This is a genomic window from Streptomyces sp. NPDC001868 (assembly GCF_040297125.1).
Taxonomy (GTDB): Bacteria; Actinomycetota; Actinomycetes; order Streptomycetales; family Streptomycetaceae; genus Streptomyces.
Map to the genome: position 1 here is coordinate 166,673 of NZ_JBEOYO010000017.1, position 12,464 is coordinate 179,136.

15 protein-coding genes and 1 pseudogene are annotated in these 12,464 nt (G+C 71.6%); 4 read left to right on the forward strand and 12 right to left on the reverse strand.

From position 1 onward, the window contains the following. Positions 1 to 10: 10 nt before the first annotated feature. Positions 11 to 649, reverse strand: a complete 639-nt coding sequence (locus tag ABT147_RS21600) for an ArsR/SmtB family transcription factor (protein ID WP_351408470.1) — start codon at positions 647 to 649, stop codon at positions 11 to 13. 72 nt (positions 650 to 721) lie between these two features. Beyond that, entirely contained in the window at positions 722 to 1,432 is a 711-nt protein-coding gene (locus ABT147_RS21605) for an antibiotic biosynthesis monooxygenase (protein ID WP_351408472.1), read from the reverse strand. Positions 1,433 to 1,595: 163 nt separating this feature from the next. On the opposite strand from ABT147_RS21605, the gene ABT147_RS21610 reads away from it, so the two are divergent. Further along, positions 1,596 to 2,636 carry a YihY/virulence factor BrkB family protein gene (locus ABT147_RS21610; RefSeq protein ID WP_351408474.1) on the forward strand — a complete coding sequence of 347 codons (1,041 nt, stop codon included), beginning with the start codon at positions 1,596 to 1,598 and terminating at the stop codon, positions 2,634 to 2,636. A gap of 3 nt (positions 2,637 to 2,639) precedes the next feature. After that, positions 2,640 to 3,005, forward strand: coding sequence for a hypothetical protein (locus tag ABT147_RS21615; RefSeq protein ID WP_351408476.1), 366 nt, complete (start codon positions 2,640 to 2,642; stop codon positions 3,003 to 3,005). Positions 3,006 to 3,320: 315 nt separating this feature from the next. Here ABT147_RS21615 and ABT147_RS47355 read toward each other — a convergent pair. Further along, positions 3,321 to 3,461 (reverse strand): annotated as a pseudogene (locus ABT147_RS47355) (DUF3618 domain-containing protein); the annotation flags it as partial. After that, on the reverse strand, positions 3,458 to 3,919 hold the full coding sequence (locus tag ABT147_RS21625; protein WP_502983128.1) for a phage holin family protein: 462 nt from the start codon (positions 3,917 to 3,919) through the stop codon (positions 3,458 to 3,460). The gene ABT147_RS21625 and the pseudogene ABT147_RS47355, both read right to left, overlap by 4 nt. Before the next feature lie 155 nt (positions 3,920 to 4,074). On the opposite strand from ABT147_RS21625, the gene dapA reads away from it, so the two are divergent. After that, positions 4,075 to 4,983 (forward strand): 4-hydroxy-tetrahydrodipicolinate synthase, encoded by a 909-nt coding sequence (gene dapA / locus ABT147_RS21630; protein WP_351408480.1) that lies wholly within the window; start codon positions 4,075 to 4,077, stop codon positions 4,981 to 4,983. 9 nt (positions 4,984 to 4,992) lie between these two features. Here dapA and ABT147_RS21635 read toward each other — a convergent pair whose 3' ends face one another. From ABT147_RS21635 to ABT147_RS21670, 8 genes are all read right to left on the reverse strand, one after another. Further along, positions 4,993 to 6,225, reverse strand: a complete 1,233-nt coding sequence (locus tag ABT147_RS21635) for a WD40 repeat domain-containing protein (protein ID WP_351408482.1) — start codon at positions 6,223 to 6,225, stop codon at positions 4,993 to 4,995. Beyond that, positions 6,222 to 6,779, reverse strand: coding sequence for a SigE family RNA polymerase sigma factor (locus ABT147_RS21640; protein ID WP_351408513.1), 558 nt, complete (start codon positions 6,777 to 6,779; stop codon positions 6,222 to 6,224). The genes ABT147_RS21635 and ABT147_RS21640 overlap by 4 nt, the downstream gene beginning before the upstream one ends. A 202-nt stretch (positions 6,780 to 6,981) precedes the next feature. Further along, positions 6,982 to 7,206 (reverse strand): hypothetical protein, encoded by a 225-nt coding sequence (locus tag ABT147_RS21645; RefSeq protein ID WP_351408484.1) that lies wholly within the window; start codon positions 7,204 to 7,206, stop codon positions 6,982 to 6,984. A gap of 116 nt (positions 7,207 to 7,322) precedes the next feature. Next, entirely contained in the window at positions 7,323 to 8,312 is a 990-nt protein-coding gene (gene dapD, locus ABT147_RS21650) for a 2,3,4,5-tetrahydropyridine-2,6-dicarboxylate N-succinyltransferase (RefSeq protein WP_351408486.1), read from the reverse strand. 147 nt (positions 8,313 to 8,459) lie between these two features. Beyond that, a complete protein-coding gene (locus ABT147_RS21655) occupies positions 8,460 to 9,428 on the reverse strand; it encodes a CU044_5270 family protein (protein WP_351408488.1) in 969 nt (322 codons plus the stop codon). Position 9,429: 1 nt separating this feature from the next. Continuing rightward, entirely contained in the window at positions 9,430 to 10,032 is a 603-nt protein-coding gene (locus ABT147_RS21660; protein ID WP_351408490.1) for an RNA polymerase sigma factor, read from the reverse strand. A gap of 135 nt (positions 10,033 to 10,167) precedes the next feature. Continuing rightward, positions 10,168 to 10,704 (reverse strand): TetR/AcrR family transcriptional regulator, encoded by a 537-nt coding sequence (locus ABT147_RS21665; protein WP_351408491.1) that lies wholly within the window; start codon positions 10,702 to 10,704, stop codon positions 10,168 to 10,170. Then, positions 10,704 to 11,024: a DMT family transporter gene (locus ABT147_RS21670; RefSeq protein WP_351408493.1), complete on the reverse strand. Its 321-nt coding sequence runs from the start codon at positions 11,022 to 11,024 to the stop codon at positions 10,704 to 10,706. Before ABT147_RS21670 ends, ABT147_RS21665 begins: the two co-directional genes overlap by 1 nt. A 377-nt stretch (positions 11,025 to 11,401) precedes the next feature. Between ABT147_RS21670 and ABT147_RS21675 the strand changes: the two genes are divergently transcribed. Continuing rightward, complete coding sequence (locus tag ABT147_RS21675; RefSeq protein WP_351408495.1) at positions 11,402 to 12,331, forward strand: AbfB domain-containing protein; 930 nt, start codon at positions 11,402 to 11,404, stop codon at positions 12,329 to 12,331. The last annotated feature ends 133 nt before the right edge of the window (positions 12,332 to 12,464 follow it).

The window sequence follows — 12,464 nt, forward strand, 5'->3', positions numbered from 1 at the left end:
TCAACGGGTCTTACTGATCTGACAGTTCGGGCCGATCCGGCTCAGCTTGCGCTTCTTCGGCGGGCTGCGGCTTGAGCGTGGGGTGCAGGGCGACGACGATCCGGTGGCCCCGGCCGTTCTCCGCGTCGGGCGCGTCGTACTTCCGGAGCAGCGCGCTCACTCCGGCCGTCAGCTCCTGGACGAACGCGGCCCGGTCGGCGGCCGAGGCGAAGGTGACCTCGCCGTCGAGCGCGTAGGTCGCGAGCCGCTTGCGGGCCTTGGCCGCGCCCGTGATCAGCGACCCCACGTCCCGGACCAGCCGGGCGCCGAGCGCCAGCAGCCAGCGCGCGGAGAGCTGGTCCCGGAAGCGGTCCGGGTCGGGCTGTACGGCGGCGAGCGCGAGCGGCGAGATCACGTACGACGCGGCGGTCGCCCGCATCAGCCGCTCGGTGACATTGCCCTTGCGGCGCTCCCCCGCCAGCTCGACTAGGCCGTGCCGCTCCAGCGCCTTGAGGTGGTAGTTCACCTTCTGGCGCGGCAGCCCGACCCTCCCGGCCAGCATGGCGGCCGACGCGGGCCCGGCCGCCAGCTCGGCGAGCAGCCGGGCCCGTATGGGGTCCAGCGAGACCGCCGCTGCCTCGGGGTCCTCGATCACGGTGACGTCCAACATGACTCCACGCTCTCACCGAAAACTTTTCTTGTCCAGACGGTTGGAGTGTTCGGTGAGTCGAAGGTGGGTGGGTCAATCGGGGACGAGGCCGAGTGCGTACTCGTAGCGCTTGACCGAGCCGGTCTCCAGTAGTCCGGGCCAGGTCTGGACCCGCTCCCAGAGCGGCGAGGGTGAGCCGATGCCGTCGCCGGGTGCCGCCATGGCGTCGATATGGGCCTGGGCGGACTCCCACTCGGCGTAGTTGAGGACGCGGGTGCCGTCGGTACCGAGGTGGAAGTGGGCGGAGATACCGCCGGGGTGCGCGTTCGGCTCGGCGGCGAGCGCCTCCTCGACGGCGGCCACCCAGGCGCGCTGCCGGGCCGGATCGGGCCCGTCGAACACGATGTCGACGATCACGACACACCCCGGCACCCGTGCGGCACGACCGTCGCCCCCGGTGAGGCTGCGATGCCGCCGGTAACGCCCGAGCCGTACCCGCTCGATCCCGGGTACGGCGGTGTCGACGGCGTCGTTGCGCTCCTGCCTGTGCGTCTTCACGAAGGCCTCGTACGCCTGCTCGTCGGCCCACTGCGAGTAGTGCAGCAGGCCGGAGCCGTCCTCGGCCGTGTAGACGAAGTACCCCAACAGCCCGTCCGCCGGCCACGGCCGCCGCTCCCAGGTGTCGGCGATGGCCTCGACGGTCCGCCGCTGCCGCTCGGGCGTCCCCACCTCCCAGGTACTGAAGAAGGGCGCCCCGACGTCAGGGCGGTCGAGGACGGGATGGAGGTGCGTACGACGGGTCATGAGGATCTCCCCTGATCGATGGCCGGCACTCGGCATGAGGCACGCGATGTGCGATGCGCGATGGGCGATGGGCGATGCGCGTGCACCGACCACCCTTCAACCTCAACCAAGATTCAGGTCAAGTGGGCGATTCGGGGCCGGAATTGGGGAGACCCGCCCGGTCATGGACGAGAAGCGGCCGGAGGCCGAGCGGGTGGGGAAGGAAACGGAGACCGGCGCGGACGGTCCCACCGGACTGCCGAGGCGTTCGTGGTGGGCGGTGGTGCGGCGCACGGTCAAGGAGTTCCAGGACGACGAACTGTCCGACCGGGCGGCGGCGTTGACGTACTACGGCGTCCTGTCCCTCTTCCCCGCGCTGCTGGTGCTGGTGTCGATGCTCGGGGTCGTCGGACAACGGGCGACCGACAAGATCCTGGACAACATCGGCGACCTGGCGCCCGGCCCCGCGCGGGACATCCTGCGGGACGCGGTGGTCCAGCTGGGCGACAGCGGCGGTACGGGCGGAGTGCTGGCGATCGTCGGTCTGCTGGCGGCGGTGTGGTCGGCGTCGGGGTACGTGGCCGCGTTCATCCGTACGTCCAACGCGGTGTACGACCTGCCGGAGGGCCGCCCGGTGTGGAAGCTGACGCCGCTGCGGATCGTCCTGACCCTGGTGCTGATGGTGATGCTGGCGGTGAGCGCGCTGATCGTGGTGTTCACGGGTCCGCTGGCCGAGCGCGCGGGCACGACGATCGGGCTCGGCGACGCGGCCATCGCGCTGTGGGACATCGCCAAGTGGCCGGTGCTGCTGGTGCTGGTGACCCTGATGATCGCGCTGCTGTACTGGGCCGCGCCCAACGTCCGTGGCCGGGGCTTCCGTTGGGTCAGCCCCGGTGGTGTCCTCGCCACCCTCATCTGGCTCGCCGCGTCCGCCGGTTTCGCCCTCTACGCCGCCAACTTCGGCTCCTACAACAAGACGTACGGCGCCCTGGCCGGCGCCGTCGTCTTCCTCATCTGGCTCTGGCTCACCAACCTCGCGATCCTCCTCGGCCTCGAATTCGACGCCGAGCTCTCCCGCGAACGCGCCATCACCGACGGCGGCTCCCCCACCGACGAGCCCTACGTCGAGCCCCGCGACACCCGCAAGTGGCCGCCCCGCCTCCGCGCCCTACGAGAGGCCCGCACCCGCACCACGGTCGAACCGGACGCGACGCCCAAGGGGTGAGGGGTGAGCCGGCGCGCGGCCACGGACTCCGCCCGGTTCGGGGGCGGAGTCCGTGGCCTCCGCCCCCGAACCGACCCACCCGTCCACAACCCGCCGCCCTCCCGCGAGAGCGACCCACCGCCGTCCACCACCCGGCACAGCCACCCAGCCCACCCACCGACGCACCCGGAACCAGCCGCCGTCGACACCCGCGAGGCAGCGACCGCCGCGCCGACGCCCCTCGCGCTCCCGCCGCTCGACACCCGCCACCACCATCGCCCTGCCGCCATCGCCATCGCCATCGCCCTGATGATCGACGCTCCGCGACCACCGCCGGACAGCGATCAGCCCACGGCCAACCGCCGCACGCCCGCGCGGACCAGCCGATGACTCGATCACTGTCCGTGCGCGCGCATGCTCCGCACCCGACCGCCGTGATCGCCGGCGATCGGGTGGAGATGCCACGCTCGGCCGACCCCTTCGAGCACCGAGCTCTTGGGGCACTCTCGGGGGCGGGCCCCGCACAGGCCGTTCGAGCTGGACTTGTCAGAAAAGCGAGTCGGGTGGGTGGGTAGGAAAAAGGGTCGCGCCCGGCGGCTAGTGGTAGTGCCGCCAGACCAGCACCCCAGCCGTGGCCGCCACGGCGACCCCCGCACCGCCCACGATCACCGCTTCCCGAGGCACCCGCTCCCACGCCGAGTGCATCCGGGCCTTCACATCGGCCTTGGCGGCCAGTTCCTCGACCGTGTCGCCGAGCTGGGCCCGGGTCTGCTCGATCTGCCGTCGGAGTTCGTCGGGCCCCTTGGCGCCCACGGCACCGTTGGTCCTGCCGGATGCGTGCGTCATCGCCGAGCCCTCCCCTTGATCTCGTCCATGTCCGCCTTGACGCTGTCGAGCGCCAGCTCCGGTTTCGGCGGGGTGGCCCGCCGCAGCTGGGCGCGCCCGACCGCGGCCAGTACGGCGGCGATCACGAAGAGCACGGCCATGACGATGAGCGCGGCGGCCCATACGTCCAGCACCAGGGAGAGCGCCGCGACCCCGGCCGCGGCGAGGGTCATGAACCCCACATAGGCGACGGCACCGGCCGCGCCGAGGAGCCCCCCGCCGCGCCCCGCGCGCCGCCCCTTCTCGGCCAGCTCCTCCTTCGCGAGGGCGACCTCCTGTCGTACGAGCAGGGAGAGCTGTTCGGTGGCCTGGCCGACCAGCTCGCCCACGGAGTGGTGGTCGTGTTCGCCCGGCCCCGGACGCTCGGATCGCACAGAGCGCACGAATCGCTTGGGCCTGGTCTCGGTGGTCCCGGTCACGGTGTCGCCTCCTCACACATCGGGACGCCCCGAGTACCCGGTCGGGCCCGTGCTACCCCTGTGACGGCGGCCCCCAGTCCTCGTAGCAAAGCTCCCGCATACTTCGTAGAAGAATTAAGTGGAGCTTCACAATGACCGCGCCCGACACTACCCCCATGACCCTCACCCACCGCACCCACCGCCCCACTCCCTTCGGCCGCGCCCTCTGCGCGATGGTCACGCCCTTCACCGCGTCCGGCGCGCTCGACCTGGACGGGGCGCAGCGGCTGGCCGACCGGCTGGTGGCCGGGGGGTGCGACGGGCTGGTGCTGTCCGGGACGACGGGTGAGTCGCCGACGACGACGGACACGGAGAAGGCGGAGCTGATCCGCGCGGTACGCGCGGCGGTCGGCGACCGGGCGGTGATCGTGGCCGGGGTGGGCACCGCCGACACCCGGCACACGGTGGAACTGGCACTGTCCGCCGAGAAGGCGGGCGCGGACGGCCTGCTGGCGGTCACGCCGTACTACAGCAGGCCCCCGCAGGACGCCGTCGAGGCCCACTTCCGCGAGCTGGCCGACGCCTCGGGGCTGCCCGTCGCCCTGTACGACATCCCCGGCCGCACCGGCACCCGGATCGAACCGGAGACCATGATCCGGCTGGCGGCCCACCCCCGGATCGTGGCGGTGAAGGACTGCGCGTACGACCTCCTGGGCACCCAGAAGGTGCTGGCGGAGACGGACCTCGCGTACTACACGGGCTGCGACGAGTACGTCCTGGCCCTGTACGCGATCGGCGGGTCGGGCTACATCGGCACGGTCGCGAACGCGGCACCCCGCGCCTTCCGGGCGATCGTCGACGCGTTCGACGCCGGCGACACCGCCGAGGCGGCCCGGCTCCAGCGGCGGACCGTCCCGCTCACCGAACTGATGATGTCCTCCGGCCTGCCCGGCGCCGTCACGGCGAAGGCGCTCCTCGGCCGCCTCGGCCTCCCGTCCGGCCCGGTCCGCGCACCGCTGCGGCCCGCCGGCCACGAGGTGACCGACGGGCTGCTGAGGGCGTACGAGCGGCTCGTGGCCGCCTGAGACGAGCGGTCAGCGGGTGGCGAAGACCGGGTTCCAGCGCCCGGGCGCGCCGTCGTTGCCCTTGCGGGCGCCGCTGAGCGGGATCGTCCTGTCGCTGCCGATGGTGACGAGCACCAGGGAGTTGCGGAACTCGTTGTCGCCGGGCGCGATGTCCCAGGCGATGAGCCGCTTGTCATCGGCCCAGGCGAGCAGTTGCTGTCCGCGCACCTTGTGGAGCCGCTTGCCGGTGGCGGGGTCGAGGATCTCGGAGGCGGTGGTCCTGGCACCGCCCGCGAAGCCGCCGGCCGCGAGCTTGCCGTTCGGGGAGAGCCGCGCCTCCACCGACCAGGTCAGGTGCTTCTCGGCGGCCGGCTTGTCGACCTTGTTGCCCTTCAGGTCGTAGTACTGATCGTACGGTTCTGCGCTCAGCCCGGAGCGGACCAGCTTGCCGTCGCCGCTGAAGGAGAAGTCCTGGCGGGAGTTGACGGATCGCAGCTCCTCCTCCTTCTCCGGCGCGGTCTCGCTCCACTCGGTCCTGCCGGAGTCGACGTCGACGACGTAGAAGCCGGTTCGGTACGACTCCGACCAGATCGGGATGAAGTCGTTCTTCTTGCCGTCCCCGTCGACGTCGTTGCCCGCCTTGGTCAGCACATCGGGATTCTTGCTGTAGGTGGTGGCGACGAGCTCGGTGCCGTCGGCCGAGAACTCGACGCCCGCCACACCCCGGTCGGCCAGGATCCAGCGCTCGACCTCGCCGGTGAGCAGGTCGAGGATCCCGATCCGGTCGGCGGGCAGATCCTTCTCCAGGACTGCGGCAGTCCGCATGCCTGGGGCGACCGCCACCCAGGACCAGCGGGAGTCCGCGACGTACTTGCCGGTCTTCTGGTCGAGGATCCGGTAGGAGCGCTGCCTGACCGCCGTGTCCTCGTCCTTGGAGACGACGGTCTCCAAGGTGTACCAGGCGGCCAGCGCCACGTCCCCGGCCGCGATCAGGTCGCGCGGCGGCGACTGGTCGGCGTGGGCGATGATGTCGCTCCGGTTCATCTCGGTGGCGAGCCGCACCTCGTCCTTGCCGGAGTCCAGCAGCGGCACGGCCACCGCGACGGCGACCACGGCGGCGGTGGCCGCGGCGACGGTCGCGAGCCTGCGGGTCCGGCGGCGGCGCCGGACGGTCAGCACCCGCGCGGCGAAGTCCGCTGCCAGGGGCGGCTGTTCGGCGGCCTGCTCGCGCAGGGAGTCGCGCACCAGTTCGTCGACGTTCACGGACGCACCTCCACGGGCGAGAAGTCACGGGACGGCCGCTGTTCGGCCGCGGCGGGGCCGAGCGCGGCCAGCTCGGGCGCGAGTTCGCGCAGCCGGGCGAGCGAGCGGTGGGTCGTGGACCGGACGGTCCCGACGGAGCACCCGAGGATGCGGGCCACATCGCCCTCGGGCAGATCCTCGAAGTAGCGGAGCACGAGGACGGTCCGCTGCCGGGCGGTGAGCCGGGCCAGTGCCCCGCGCATCACGAGCCGCAGCTCCACACCGGCCGCCCCGTCCACGGCACCGCCGCTCTCGGGCGGCTCGGCGACGGTCAGCTCGCGCCGCCGCCATTTCAGCCGCCACCGGCTGACCTGCTGCCGGTAGAGGATCTGCCGTACGTACGCCTCCGGTTCGTCGATCCGCTGCCAGCGCCCGGCGGCCTTGATCAGCGCGTTCTGCAGCAGGTCCTCGGCGGCGTGCCGGTCCCCGCCGCTCAGCAGCACGGCCGTCTTCAGCAGTGCCGACGACCGCCCGGCCACGAACTCCCGGAAACTCTCCTGCCCCTCGGCATCCATCGTCACCTTCTCTTCTCCGGCGGGCCCCGTGTCCCGCCCCTGTGCCCCTTGTGACGCGCGGACCCTCCCACGGCTATGCCGGCACGGCGAAAGTCGGTCCGGAAACGGTCCGGGAAACCCTTCGGGACCCGCTTCGGGGAAACGCTTCGGGGCCCGCACACGCTCACGCGCGTACGGGCCCCGAACCGTTTCCCTGCGGAGATCAGCCCCAGCGGTACCCGTCACCGAACAGCAGGGTGTGCTCCAGCACATCCTCCATCGGGTCGTCGACCTGACCGACGTTGACGAGCCCGATCCGGGGGCCGTTGTGCGAGGACTTGTTGGTCTCGTCCGCGTGCGCGGCCCCGGCCGGCACCCAGCACAGCGCCGCCCCGGCCAGCACCCCCGTGACCACTCGCGCCACGGTCCCAGCCCGGTCGTTCCTCATCCCTCGGCCCCTCATCTCGTCGTCTCGGCTTCTGATCGGACCCTCTGTCCACCCGTTCATCTGCCTGGACCGCACAAAGGTCACGCCGAGTACCTCGTACGTGGGGCCGTGGGGGCTCAGTTGTGGCTGTGCAGGATCTCGTTCAGGCCGCCCCAGACCGCGTTGTTGGGGCGGGCCTCGACCGTGCCGGTGACCGAGTTGCGGCGGAAGAGGATGTTGGAGGCGCCGGAGAGCTCGCGGGCCTTGACGACCTGGCCGTCGGGCATGGTGACGCGGGTGCCGGCGGTGACGTAGAGGCCGGCCTCGACGACGCACTCGTCGCCCAGCGCGATGCCGACGCCCGCCTCGGCGCCGATCAGGCAGCGCTCGCCGATGGAGATGATGACGTTGCCGCCGCCGGAGAGCGTGCCCATGGTGGAGGCGCCGCCGCCGATGTCCGAGCCGTCGCCGACGACGACACCGGCGGAGATCCGGCCCTCGACCATCGACGTGCCGAGGGTGCCCGCGTTGAAGTTGACGAAGCCCTCGTGCATGACCGTGGTGCCCTCGGCGAGGTGCGCGCCGAGGCGGACCCGGTCGGCGTCGGCGATCCGGACGCCCTTGGGGGCCACGTAGTCCGTCATGCGGGGGAACTTGTCGACGGACGTGACCTGGAGGTGCAGGCCTTCGGCGCGGGCGTTGAGCCGCACCTTCTCCAGGTCGTCGACGGCGACCGGGCCGAGCGAGGTCCAGGCCACGTTGGCGAGGAGGCCGAAGACGCCCTCCAGGCTCTGGCCGTGCGGCTTGACCAGACGGTGGGAGAGCAGGTGGAGGCGCAGATAGGCGTCGTGCGTGTCGATCGGCTTCTCGTCGAGCGAGGAGATGACCGTGCGGACCGCGACGACCTCGACGCCCCGGCGCGTGTCCTGACCGATCGCGGCCGTCGCACCGCCGCCCAGCAGCTCCGCGGCCCGCTCGGCGGTCAGCCGCTCGGTGCCGGAGGGGCCCGGCTCGGCGGAGAGTTCGGGCGCGGGGAACCAGGTGTCGAGAACGGTGCCGTCGGCGGCGATCGTGGCGAGGCCGGCGGCCACGGCGCCGGTGGTACGAGGAGCAGTCGTGTCGGTCATGAGGGCAACCTAACCGGCCGGGGCCGGTACGGGCCAACCCGCGCGGCGGGCGTCTCAGGTGCCGGGCACGATACGGACATACGGCACGCCCGCCCGGCGCCGGGCGGCCCGCCCACCCCCGTGGGGCGGGCCGTGTCGCGCGCGGCGTCAGCCTCGTTCGCCCGGTTTGTCGACGACGGCGGTCTCGACGACGGTGCTGCCGCCGGTCGTTCTGCCGTCCTGAACGTCCTGGGTGCCGACCACCTGATACGTCACGGGGTCGAACAGCCACCGCTCACCGGAGGGTCGGCCGGTGTCCAGGGCCACGAGCCGTCTCCCGGACGCGTCCTCGACCAGGTGGTCGACGACGGAGAGACCGGGCAGGGTGGCCAGCGCCCGGTACAGGCCCGCCAGCCCCTTCGGCGGCTTGACCTCGGCGCCGAGCAGATGGTTGATCTCGATGTAGTCGTTCTCCGCTCGTGTGGTGCCCTTCTGGTCGGTGAGGGCGTCCTCCTTCCGGATGGCCCGGAGGGCGCCCTCGCCGTCGGCCGGCAAGGCGGACAGGGTGCGGTACATGTCGCTCGGGGTGCGGTCCGCGCCCTTCTCGGCCTGCATCTCACGGACGTGCACCCTGATCGGCTTGCCGTAGGGGTCGCGCTGCTGGAAGGCGTGCTCGGCGCCGTCGAAACGGATCCAGTCCTCCGCGTAGGCGGACCAGTCCCCGTACTCCGCCAGGGTCTTCTCGTCCAGTTCGGCGGCAGCCGCCTCGTCCGTCGTCAGGGTGTAGATCCACTGCCGGGCCCTCGGTCTCGGAACCGTCGGCTGTCCCTCCACCACCTCCGCCGCCCGTTCCAGCAGCTCGGCCGCGCTCATCCCCTTCAGGTCCGCGTTCGTCAGCGCCGCCGGTGTCGTCAGCTCGCGTGCCTCGTCCCGGCCCACCAGCAGCGACGCGGTCACCGCCACCGCCGTGACGGCCGCCGCGACCCCGATGATCACGAATCTCGGCCGCGCCCACACCCGCCGCCGCTCCCCGGCCCGCGCCGCGTCCAGCAGCCGCGCCCGCCCGGGCGCGAGACGGGCCCGGTCGGGGGCCGGTGCCTCGGCGCGCAGCTCCCGTACCTCGGTCAGCTCGTCCACGTCAGACCACCTCCGCCGCGTCACCGACGAACGCCGGATCGGCTCCCAGCGCCGTACGCACCTTGCGCCGCGCACGGTTGAGCCGTGAGCGGACCGTTCCCACGGGGATGTCCAGGGCCTGGGCGACCTCCTGGTAGCCGAGGTCGGCCCATGCGACGAGCAGCAGGACGTGCCGGTCCCCCGCCGGCAGCGCCGCCAGTGCCCCGGCGAGCGGGCCCTGCGCCGCCACTCGGGTGTCGGTCCGTTCGACCCAGGTCTCGCTCCAGGACGCGGCGACCGGGTCGTGTCCGGTGCGGGCCAGCGCCTTGAGCGCCCGGACCTCCGTACGGCGGTGCTTGCCGATGAGGTTGCCCGCGATGCCGTACAGCCAGGGGCGGGCGTTGGTGCGGGTCCGGTCGTAGCGGCCCCGGATGCGGAACGCCGTGAGGAAGGTGTCGGCGGTGAGGTCGTCGGCCATGGAGTCGCCGAGTCGCCGGGCCACGTACCGGTGGATGTCCGGGGCGTAGCGGTCGTAGAGCCGTGCGAACAGCTCGGGCTGTTCCAGCGACTGGGCGACGATCTCCGCGTCGTCCTCCACGCGTGCCTGTGGCGATGGTCCGCTCACCGGGTTCTCCCCCCGCTCGTCACAACCGCCCCCTCCGCCGTTTCGCCGTTTCGCCGTTCCGCTGTCACCCCCTGTTCCCCGATGGCCCGCAGAAGGTTCACGGTGCGCGCGAAGCCGTCCGGCGGAGGGTCTCCCTCAGGGAATCACCCGGGCCAGCACCTCCCGCGCGTACTCCTCGTCGTACGGCGCCCCCGTCAGCAGTACCTGCAGACAGATGCCGTCGACCATCGCGACCAGCGCCCGCGCGGTCACCGGGTCGGTGCGCTGGGCGAGGCAGTCGGCGAAGGCGCGGGCCCACTCGTCGGCGACGGGCCGGAGGGCGGGCCTGCGCAGCGCGGCGAGGTAGAGCTCGTACTCCACCTCCAGGCCCGTCCGGTCGCCGGCGAACCACACGCCGCCCAGCGCGGCCAGTTCGGCGGCGAGGTCGGTGCCGGGGTCGCGCAGGGCATCGCGCGCGGCGACGGTCTTGGCGAAGCCCTCGTTGGCCTGCCGCAGGGCGGCGACCATCAGATCGTCGAGGGTCTTGAAGTGGTAGGTCGTCGAGCCGAGCGGTACGTCCGCCTCGGCGGCCACGGCCCGGTGGCTCAGCCCGGCGATGCCTCTGTCTCCCACGACCCGGATCGCGGCGTCGATGATCCGCTGCCGCCGCTCGGGGTCGTAACGCCGGGCCATCAGTGGGCGCCTCCCAGGTTCAGCACCACGACTCCCGCGATGATCAGCACGATCCCGGCGACCTTGGGGACGCTCAGCCCCTCCCCGAAGAGCACCAGCCCGAGCACGGCGACGCTCGCGGTGCCGACGCCGGACCAGATCGCGTACGCCGTGCCGATCGACATGGACTTCAGGGCCTGGGCGAGCAGGACGAAGGAGACGAGGTACCCCACACCGGTGACCAGCGACGGCCACAACTTGCTGAAGCCCTCGCTGTACTTCATGGCGGTGGTGGCGGCCACTTCGGCGGCTATGGCGCCGACGAGCAACAGATATCCCATGTGTACGATCGTACACACCATGCGTACGGGTGTACACATCGCCCGCACGGCGCGTGTGCGCACGGCTCCCGCACACGGCTCCCACAACGGGTGTGTACGTCGCGCGTACAACGGATGCGCACATCGCGTGTACCGGCGTACTTATGGGCGGAATTGAGCGTCACCCGCCGCCAAAAGGCCTTTCTTTCGGGGCCGTTCCGTTATGGAAGCGCTCACTCAAAGGGCTCCCCGGGCACCACTTGGTCCACTACTGTTTCAACGGTCAAGCTCCCAGATGTGATGATCTTGAGGATCTCGCACACCGGGTCGCGTCTGGCTCCTCCCTGTCGACCCATGACGATTCGCGTCCGCATTTGGCGACGCCGAAGGAACCGCGCATGCCGCCACAAAAGCCCGGACCTGATCCGGACCAGACCACGCCCAACCTTCCGGTGCTCAGATCCGCGAAGGTGTGGGAGACGGGTGTCGCCCCGGACGACACCCGAATACCGGGCACGCGCCGCCTCTGGGTGGCCGGTGCCCTCGCCCTCGCCGTGATCTCGTCCTGTGTGACCTGGATCGCCCTGCAGGGCTCGGAATCTGACGACTCGTCGGAGAAGAACGGCCGTACCACCGCCGCCGACGAGCGGATCCTCCCCTCCCTCTCGCTCCCGCCCACGTCGCCGCCCGCGAGCTCGGCGCCGGACGGCAAGAGCGGTCTGTCGGAGCCGCAGGGCTCCGAGGGGGACTCGAAGAACGACGGGAGCGGGAGCAAGGACGAGGACTCCGCCGGCTCCAAGGGCTCCGGCTCGTCCGACGACAAGCAGCAGGGCGGCTCGAAGCCGACCGCCGAGCCGTCGAAGACGACATCGCCGCCCAAGAAGCCGCCGTCCTCGACCACGACCCGGAAGTCCGTCCAGGCGGTCAACTACCCGGACCGGTACTGGCATCTGCGCAACGGTGTGATCCAGCTGGACCAGGTGAGCTCCCGCAGCGGAAGCGAGACCAGGGAGGACTCCTCCTTCAAGGTCGTCTCCGGCCTCGCGAACTCCTCCTGCTACTCCTTCCGTATGCAGGACGGCCGTTATGTGCGCCACCAGAGCTTCGTGCTGCGCGCCGCGAGGAACGACGGTTCCCGTCTCTTCGAGCAGGACGCCACGTTCTGCCCGCGCTCGGCGTACTCCTCGGACTCGGTCATGCTGGAGTCGGTGAACTATCCCGGCTACTTCGTCCGTCACCGCAGCTTCCAGCTCCGCCTCGACCGCTACGACCACAGCGGCTACTTCTTCGCGGACGCCACGTTCAAGCTGGTGAAGGGCTTCTCCTGACCGGCCGTCATCCACCGGACATGGGTGTGGGGGCCGGGGCGCGGCGCGGGGGGGCGGAGCCCATGCGCGGGGTTGTGCAGATTTTTAGTCCGCGGCCCCCCGGGGGGGGCTGGGGGGGGGAGGTTTGTTTTTT

Excerpts from the sequence above, each read along its gene's own strand:
- ABT147_RS21600 (WP_351408470.1), bottom strand. The coding sequence starts at position 649 with ATGTTGGACGTCACCGTGATCGAGGACCCCGAGGCAGCGGCGGTCTCG.
- ABT147_RS21605 (WP_351408472.1), bottom strand. The coding sequence starts at position 1,432 with ATGACCCGTCGTACGCACCTCCATCCCGTCCTCGACCGCCCTGACGTC.
- ABT147_RS21610 (WP_351408474.1), top strand. The coding sequence starts at position 1,596 with ATGGACGAGAAGCGGCCGGAGGCCGAGCGGGTGGGGAAGGAAACGGAG.
- dapA (WP_351408480.1), top strand. The coding sequence starts at position 4,075 with ATGACCCTCACCCACCGCACCCACCGCCCCACTCCCTTCGGCCGCGCC.
- ABT147_RS21640 (WP_351408513.1), bottom strand. The coding sequence starts at position 6,779 with ATGGATGCCGAGGGGCAGGAGAGTTTCCGGGAGTTCGTGGCCGGGCGG.
- ABT147_RS21645 (WP_351408484.1), bottom strand. The coding sequence starts at position 7,206 with ATGAGGAACGACCGGGCTGGGACCGTGGCGCGAGTGGTCACGGGGGTG.
- dapD (WP_351408486.1), bottom strand. The coding sequence starts at position 8,312 with ATGACCGACACGACTGCTCCTCGTACCACCGGCGCCGTGGCCGCCGGC.
- ABT147_RS21665 (WP_351408491.1), bottom strand. The coding sequence starts at position 10,704 with ATGGCCCGGCGTTACGACCCCGAGCGGCGGCAGCGGATCATCGACGCC.
- ABT147_RS21670 (WP_351408493.1), bottom strand. The coding sequence starts at position 11,024 with ATGGGATATCTGTTGCTCGTCGGCGCCATAGCCGCCGAAGTGGCCGCC.
- ABT147_RS21675 (WP_351408495.1), top strand. The coding sequence starts at position 11,402 with ATGCCGCCACAAAAGCCCGGACCTGATCCGGACCAGACCACGCCCAAC.